A 7,939-nucleotide genomic window follows, 5' to 3' on the forward strand; every position below is an offset into this window, starting at 1 on the left:
GAGATTGCCGTCATGGACGCTTCCAGATTTTGCGCCATAATCATCGCTCCGACGAATGAGGCGAGCACCATCATCATTGGCACCATCTGGTTATTCGTCCCGTTGACGACGTTGATGGGCTGAATGTCGGACACGACCCGCTCGGACAGCTGGCCCGACATGGCAGCGGCTTGCTCCGCCGGCATTCCCTGAGACAGTACGGCCTGAGCGCCCGCCGCGATGGCCTGCTTATTCGCCGCCGCCGTGATCTGGGAGGCGATGGAGGTCATGATGCTCTTGATCATCGCAGGATTGGACTCGTTCACGACATATTGAATGGATGCCTTGCTGCCTTGTCCCGCAACCAGCGAAGTAAAGTTGGCCGGTATCCGCACAATCATCTGGATGCTGCGGTCCTCCAGCCGCTCCCGCGCGGACGGCATATCCGCTGCCGTCTCCACATGTACGGGCAGCCCCGCCGACAATTGCTTGGCAATAGCGGCTCCGCTGTGCGCATCTTCGTTCACGACCGCTATACTCAGCTCATCGACCCGGTCCGACATGCCCTCATAACCCGTCATCCAGATCACGGAGAAGATCAGCTGAAAGAACAGCGCCGTGGCAATCCCGATCTTCGTTGTCTTCATTTTTATTAATTCCTTGAATGTGTTCATCAAGCTTTCCACCTCTCAAACAAATGATTTAAATGATTGTTTTAATTATTTGTTTGAATTATAGAGCGCAAAAGCCTTGATGTCAATCTGAATATAAAACCTGCCAATTATGATAGGATAAGGGCTGAACTCAAATAAATATATTGGAGTTCAGCTTTCATTGAAGAATTTCGACGCTGGTAAATCCGGCAAGGTGTGAGAAAGCAGGTTGACAAGTCTCGTGAAATTCTGGAATAGTGTAGGTACACGATGAACAAGGAGAGTTATCCCGCCAACATGAATAATATGTCATCAGAGAACAAGACACCGTCAGTCTGCAACTGCATTAATCTGCGCCGGGCTTCGCTGGTTATGACAGAGCTGTATGATAAGTATCTCGCCCCCAGCGGGCTGAATATTAACCAATTTTCGCTTCTGCGCCATATTGACCGGCTGGGGCCGGCCAGTGTGAGTGATGTGGCGCTCAAGATGCGCCTCGACCGGACAACGCTGGTTCGCAATCTGAAAGCGATGGAGCAGCAAGGCTACGTTCAGGATATCGCGGCCAAGGGGAGCCGGAGCCGCCAATTGACTTTGACGGAAAGCGGGGAAGCCGTGCTCATAGCTGCGGGACAACTGTGGGATGAAGCGCAAAATTCTGTGGAGCAATCGCTGGGGACAGAGGATTTGGCAGCGTTGACTTCGCTATTATCCAAAGTGGAGAGTATGATGCCGTGAGGAGCACCGCTTCAAGCGCAGAGTGGTACCCGATTTAAAGTTAATTATACTTTCTTACAGATACCCATTTTATTCGTGTATATACACGGTTTGGTGGTGACTGAGGCTGTATCTGGATACGCAGAAGGGAGAGGAAATGAAAATGGAGAAGCACATGGACGCGAAAGAGGCGGGGGAGCGCATCAAGCAGTTAATTGTAGAAGAATTAAAGGCTTATGTGCGGGAAAGCAAAGAGAACTACTCGGAAGAATTGCAGGCAACTTACTATGAGGAGCCGATCATTCAATTCGCGGCAGCCGATGATCCGTTGTTCGAGGAATATAAGACGCTTGTCAGCCCCGATCATGCCACGCCGCGTGAAGTGTTTGAACGGTCATTTGGCGCTGGCAGCTATGAGGGAGGTACGGTTATCAGCGTGGTATTGCCCATCAGCGAAGTCATCCGCCGGGCCAACCGGGCGCAGAAGGAAGGACCTTCGCGGGAGTGGGCGCTGCTGCGCACATTCGGGGATGAGTATTTTATAAGAGCCATTCGCGGACATTTACCGGCTTATTTGAGCCGTCTCGGCTATCGGGCGGTCGCCCCGCTGGATACGGATTGGTACAGCATTCAGGGTTCGGCTTCGGGACCGGTGTCCAACTGGTCGGAACGCCATGTCGCTTATGCCGCGGGCCTGGGCAGCTTCAGCATCAATGACGGCTTTATTTCGGAAAAGGGGATTGCGATCCGCTTGTTCTCCGTTGTGACCGACCTGCAGGTGACCCCGGATGCCAGAACGGCGGCAACCCATACGGCAAATTGCCTGCTCCACAGCAAAGGGAGTTGCGGCGTCTGCATCACCCGCTGTCCGGTTCAGGCCATCAGCGAAGAGGGGCATGACAAAATCGCCTGCATGAAGTTTGTGTACGGTGAAGCCTCGCGGAATTGGGCAGTGGCGAGCGGCGGGGACGCGAAGTCGGGAGCCGGCTGCGGTCTGTGCCAGACCAAGGTGCCCTGTGAGAGCAGAAATCCGATGCGGAGTGTACGTTGAATAAAGGTGATTAATAATTCTTCTCCCTTTCTTCAAGGAATGGGGCGGCAGATGCAGAAAGCATTCTTGAAGGAGGGATTGGCCTAAGTCTGACGGCTCTCTTTTTGAGAAATGAAATTCCCGTTACTGTGAAAAATATCACTTAAAATTTTTATTGTTCAATATATAATCTTTTATATAAATATAATTTAGGGGGAGTCATTGTGAAATTTGTTAAAGGTTTGTTAGTTGCCGGAATCGCGGCTGCAGTACTGTCCGGTTGCGGAGGAAACAATGAAGAGGCGGCTACTTCGACGGCCAGTCCGGCTACCAGCCAAACTTCGGCGCCAGAGAAACCGGATGCTGAAGCTGCAGCTTCCATCGTGAATGTTGCGGATGCCTTCCAAAAGGCAGTTAGCCCGGAAGGAACCTGGATCATCGCCATTCTTAACGACTTGACGATTGATCAGGAAGTGATTGTAGACGGCGTATTCCATGATAAAGGCGCACAAGATGGCGACATTTACCGGAAAATCGCTCTCTACGCGCAAGATGCGGATCACAAAATCACTGCCAATTACACACTTACCGCACCGAAGGTTACAGTGAAAAGCGAGAACTTGAGAGTTCAAGGCGGAACGATTAAAGGCGACGTTTATGTTGAAGCCAACGGATTCAATCTGCATGAAACTGCAACGGTGGACGGCAACCTTTACTTCGCGAGCGATGCTGTGAAAGCAACCGCCAAAATTGATGGTAAAGTAACTGGAAAAACCGAAGTGCAATAATAAAATCCTTCATAATTTAGCCTGTAGACCAAGCCCCTTTCCGGGGGTTCGTCTACAGGCTTTTTGCTGTTCTTCCAACAGTTCTTCTAACACCGATTTACTGAAAAAAATTATCCTTGACATGTACCCAAATAATGCTATAAACTAGTAAAAACATTAACCCTATGAGGTTACTAGGAATAATCCCCATTTCACCACATTTCCCGAGATAACGACTCGGGTATGCTTATCGCTCTTATTATCCGGGCGATCCTCAATTCTCGCCAATACATCATCACCAATCTACTTTTCACAACTACCCGGCAACAGCCAAACAATGGTGTGCGCCAAATGAGTGAGTTTTACCAATTCAGGTAAGAGGAGGACTTTACTTTGGCAAAGGCTATTAATTTAAATCGCTCACAGGTCAGCATCAGAGAGAAGAGACTGAAATCTATCGTAGGGTATCAAGGAACAATCAAGGATTTGGCGGAGAAATCTCAATCGGGCTGCCTGAAAAATGCATCCAGAGGATTCAGTCAGGCTACTAACTGCAACTCGGGCTGCGCGCAGGGGCATTTGTCTTCGATAACCGATGCGGCTATCGTCAATCACGGACCGATCGGCTGTGCGGGTGATGTCGCGGGCGCGAACGCCGGGTTTCAATGGGGGCAGAGCATCAGGGGCTGGGACCAGAGAAACGTTAGAATTATCAATACCAATATGTCGGAGAATGCTGTCGTATTTGGCGGCGATAAAATTCTCAAAGAAGGCATCCTGAAAGCTTATGAAAGATTCAAACCCAAAGCGATCTTTGTCACGACATCCTGCGCTTCCGGGATTATCGGAGACGATATCGAACGCACCATGAAGAACGCGGAAGCGGAGATCGGCATCCCCGTTGTTCCCGTCTTCTGCGAGGGATTCCGTTCCCAGATCTGGGCCTCCGGGTTTGATGCGGCGTTCCATGCGATACTGACGCGGATTATCAAGCCTGCCGAGAAGAAGCGTCCCGAACTGGTCAATGTTATCAATTTTGTGGGCAGCGGACGGGCTGTCATTACCGAGATTTTCGGACGCTTGGGGCTTGTGCCTCAGTTCGGAATACCCTACAGCTCCATTGAGGAAATTTCCAGATGGTCGGAAGCTGCGGCTACAATCAGCATTTGCGGCACGCTTGGCGGTTATCTCGGAAATGGTCTGGAGCAGAATTTCGGCGTTCCTTATGTAACGGCGCTGCAGCCGCACGGCATTTCCGGATTTGACGACTGGCTCAGAAGACTTGGAAGCACAGTGGGCAAGGAGAAGGAAGTGGAAGAGTACCTTGCTGAGCAAAAGGTGCTTACCGCGTCTGATTTTGAAGAGGTCAGATTCAAGCTGAAAGGCAAAAAAGTGGTCGTCGGCATGGGACCGAGCTTCTCACATAACTATATCCGGCTTCTGGAAGATTTCGGCATGGAAGTGGTATGGGGATTCTCCTGGCATTACGATGCCCAGCACGATCATGGCGGATGCCCTTCCTGCACAATCGAACTCACCAAGAAAGAGAAGGATATCCCGATCAGCGTAAGCGATCAGCAGAATCACGAGGTCATCAATTTGCTGTCCAAGGTGAAGCCGGATATTTTTATCGGAAGACATCCGGGGATGACCGTCTGGGCTACAAAGATGGGTATTCCGGCCATTATGGTGAGCGATGAATATAGCGCCTTCGGCTATCAGGGAACTGTCGAGTTCGGGCATCGCATTATTGACGCCTTGACCAACAATAGTCTTGCCCTGAATCTGTCCAAGCGGATTGAACTGCCCTACACTGAATGGTGGCTGGAGCAGGACCCGTTCGAATTCCTGGAGCAAAATAATAAACTAGCAGAAAGTGAGAACAAGAAAAATGTCGCTGTGCGTTGAGCAAATCAGACATGTGTGCACACTCGGAGCGTTTGAATCGGTACTGGCCATCAAAAGAGCGGTTCCCATTATTCATGCCGGTCCGGGCTGCGTAGCCAAGCTGTGGACAACACTCGGAAGTCAGAACGGCCATCAGGGTTCGGGATATGTCGGAGGACATGCGATCCCCTGCACCAATGCCTCGGAAAAAGAAGTGGTGTTTGGCGGGACGGATCGGCTGCGTCAAGTCATCACCAATACCTTTGATGTTATCGACGGTGATCTGTTCGTCGTGCTGACAGGCTGCACATCGGATATCATTGGGGATGATGTAGGGGAAATTACGAGAAAGTTCCAGGCCCAGGGCAAGCCGATTGTATATGTGGAAACCGGCGGGTTCAAGGGAAGCAATCTGATTGGTCATGAACTGGTTCTGGATGCTATCATCAACCAGTATTTGCAGCCGCAAGAGGTAGAAGAGGGACTTGTAAATATTTGGTCGTCAGTACCCTATCAGAATACCTTCTGGTCGGGTGACATTGAGCAGCTGAACCTTCTCATTTCTTCGCTCGGGCTGAAACCGAATATCATCTTCGGGCCGGATAGCAGCGTTGACGCGATTAATAACATATCCAAGGCGCAGTTCAATCTGGTGATCTCTCCATGGGTGGGGCTCCGGAACGCCGAGAATTTGCAAGAAAAATTCGGAACGCCGTTTCTGCATTACCCGACGCTTCCGATCGGTCCGACCGAAACTTCCAATTTTCTGAGAACGGTCGGTGAATTCGCCGGGATTGAGTCTTCCGTGGTTGAAAATGTGATCCGCAAGCATGAGGATCGGTATTTCTACTATTTGGAAAGAGCAGCCGATACCTTGCTGGAAACGAGACTGCTGCCGAGACGATTCATTACGGTGGCGGACAGCTTGTACGCGCTCGGAATCGCCAAATTTTTGACCAATGACATGGGATTGATCCCGGAGAAGCAGTTCATCACCGATGATACGCCGACTGGGTTTCAGGAGAGCGTAGCTGCCGAGTTCACGAAATTTACAAACGATATCGTCGCTGAAACGGTATTTTCCAATGACGGAGGCTTTGTCGAAGAAGAAATCAGAAAGTTAAAAATCAGAAGCCGCCCGCTCATTCTCGGCAGTTCCTGGGAACGGGTGGTTGCCAGAGACTTGAACGCCTATCAGCTCTCGGTTTCCGCACCGATCGGGAATGAGCTGGTATTGAGCAAATCCTACGTTGGATATAATGGAGCATTACAATTGGTTGAAGATATCTATTCCGTAGTATTGAACGATTTTATGTGAAAATAATTTCAAAGGTTCGTATAATTGTTCCTGTGAGCGATTTGCGAACTTTTTTTTCGTTCAGAACCGCAGGCTCTGCGGAATGGATTTGAACCCTACCTAAACTTTAGGAGTGAGGAAAGATGAAGGTTATTGCTGTCAACGGCAGTCCGAGAACAAATCGCAATACGGCGACGCTGCTTCAGGAAGCGCTCGATGGGGCAAAGTCCCGGGGAGCGGAGACGAAGCTTATTCATTTGTATGATCTGAGCTACAAGGGATGCGCGAGCTGCTTGTCCTGTAAAAGAAAGGGCAGCCGGCTGAACGGCCTGTGCGCCATGAAGGACGATCTGAAGGAAGTGCTCCGGGAAATCCTGGAATCGGATGCCCTTCTGCTAGGCTCCCCTATCTATTTCGGCAATGTTACCGGAGAAATGCGCAGCTTTCTGGAGCGGCTGCTGTTCCCCAACCTGTCCTACAACGAAGGCGAGAGATCCACTTTCAAGGGCAGGATTAACTCGGGCTTCATCTATACCATGAATGTCACAGAAGAACGGGCTATAGAAGTGAATTACGAGGCGGTATTCCAGGGCAACCGGAATCTTTTGCAGATCCTGGGCGGGGATTCGGAGATTCTGCTTTCCTGTGATACGTACCAATTCACCGACTATTCCAAGTATGAAGCTTCCAGATTCGACGCCGCACAGAAGGCCAGGGTAAGAGAGGAGCAGTTCCCCATCGACCGACAAAAGGCGTTTGAGCTTGGGGGGCGGTTGGTGGTTAGCTCAATGTGAATCAATAAATTTGATTGAAATAATTGAAAGGGCATATAAAGAATAATTTTGAAGGTGTATCAGAATGGATTGGGGCTTACGCCAGTGAGGTTTGTGAATACGAGGACGTAGGTGAAAGATCGGCCCAAAGATTTGTAAATGACTCATTCGCAACGTCCAGTTGCTTAAAGGAGATGATAGTTTGATTAATCAGAAGATGGTTACAATTTTAGAAAGACAATTGGAACCAACCTTACAAATGCTTGAACAATTAGTAGAAGTATGTTCAGAAGAAATCTGGCAGGATCAAAAAACACTTTATTGGAAACATATATTACATGCTATTACGGGAATAGAATTTTGGTTTAGGCAAGAAGGTGAACAATTTCACTTACCCGATTTTAATAAGGATGTAACACCAGACTTTGATAAGGAATGTAAGGATCATCCAACCAAATACGAATTAGCGAAGTATATTAATGAAATGAAACAGAAATCTCAGGAGTTTTTTAACCGGCTTAATGATGAACTATTATTAGAACCATGTGATATATACAATAAAATCACAAAGGCTGATGCCATTTTAATGCAAGTAAGACATATCCAACATCATATAGGTTACTGTAATAATATTTTAAGCGCACGAAAGAACGAGACAGTGAAATGGCTTGGGCACGGAGAATAAATTTAACCGCGTCGCGGCCGGTTGATACTTATTAAATCTAAATTGTGGGTGATTTCATGGATGTGGTAAAGAATCTATTAGTAACGAAATTCGAAGAGATTCATAGAAGAATAATCAGGCCTGTTGATTACCCAAATCATGTAAATGGAGT

Annotated in this window: 8 protein-coding genes; 7 read left to right on the top strand and 1 reads right to left on the bottom strand. The window is 48.8% G+C overall.

Annotated elements, in window-relative coordinates:
- The coding region (locus tag L692_RS0112375; protein WP_036723422.1) for a YhgE/Pip domain-containing protein at nt 1-653 on the bottom strand (653 nt) is incomplete at its 3' end.
- A gap of 276 nt (nt 654-929) precedes the next feature.
- On the opposite strand from L692_RS0112375, the gene L692_RS0112380 reads away from it, so the two are divergent.
- From L692_RS0112380 to L692_RS0112410, 7 genes are all read left to right on the top strand, one after another.
- On the top strand, nt 930-1,370 hold the full coding sequence (locus tag L692_RS0112380) for a MarR family winged helix-turn-helix transcriptional regulator (protein ID WP_198027746.1): 441 nt from the start codon (nt 930-932) through the stop codon (nt 1,368-1,370).
- Nucleotides 1,371-1,512: 142 nt separating this feature from the next.
- A complete protein-coding gene (locus tag L692_RS0112385; protein ID WP_232238779.1) occupies nt 1,513-2,400 on the top strand; it encodes a (Fe-S)-binding protein in 888 nt (295 codons plus the stop codon).
- A gap of 203 nt (nt 2,401-2,603) precedes the next feature.
- Complete coding sequence (locus L692_RS0112390) at nt 2,604-3,167, top strand: polymer-forming cytoskeletal protein (protein WP_025700282.1); 564 nt, start codon at nt 2,604-2,606, stop codon at nt 3,165-3,167.
- Between the two features lie 372 nt (nt 3,168-3,539).
- Complete coding sequence (locus tag L692_RS0112395) at nt 3,540-5,054, top strand: nitrogenase component 1 (RefSeq protein WP_025700283.1); 1,515 nt, start codon at nt 3,540-3,542, stop codon at nt 5,052-5,054.
- Nucleotides 5,038-6,351 (top strand): nitrogenase component 1, encoded by a 1,314-nt coding sequence (locus L692_RS0112400; protein ID WP_025700284.1) that lies wholly within the window; start codon nt 5,038-5,040, stop codon nt 6,349-6,351. The genes L692_RS0112395 and L692_RS0112400 overlap by 17 nt, the downstream gene beginning before the upstream one ends.
- A 122-nt stretch (nt 6,352-6,473) precedes the next feature.
- Nucleotides 6,474-7,124: a flavodoxin family protein gene (locus L692_RS0112405; RefSeq protein ID WP_025700285.1), complete on the top strand. Its 651-nt coding sequence runs from the start codon at nt 6,474-6,476 to the stop codon at nt 7,122-7,124.
- Nucleotides 7,125-7,305: 181 nt separating this feature from the next.
- Nucleotides 7,306-7,788 carry a DinB family protein gene (locus tag L692_RS0112410; protein WP_025700287.1) on the top strand — a complete coding sequence of 161 codons (483 nt, stop codon included), beginning with the start codon at nt 7,306-7,308 and terminating at the stop codon, nt 7,786-7,788.
- The last annotated feature ends 151 nt before the right edge of the window (nt 7,789-7,939 follow it).

This window comes from Paenibacillus forsythiae T98 (genome assembly GCF_000520735.1).
GTDB lineage: Bacteria > Bacillota > Bacilli > Paenibacillales > Paenibacillaceae > Paenibacillus_AQ > Paenibacillus_AQ forsythiae.

What these genes read in the sequence shown, in the direction of transcription:
- L692_RS0112380 (WP_198027746.1), top strand. Translation starts at nt 930, where the DNA reads ATGAATAATATGTCATCAGAGAACAAGACACCGTCAGTCTGCAACTGC.
- L692_RS0112385 (WP_232238779.1), top strand. Translation starts at nt 1,513, where the DNA reads ATGGAGAAGCACATGGACGCGAAAGAGGCGGGGGAGCGCATCAAGCAG.
- L692_RS0112400 (WP_025700284.1), top strand. Translation starts at nt 5,038, where the DNA reads ATGTCGCTGTGCGTTGAGCAAATCAGACATGTGTGCACACTCGGAGCG.
- L692_RS0112405 (WP_025700285.1), top strand. Translation starts at nt 6,474, where the DNA reads ATGAAGGTTATTGCTGTCAACGGCAGTCCGAGAACAAATCGCAATACG.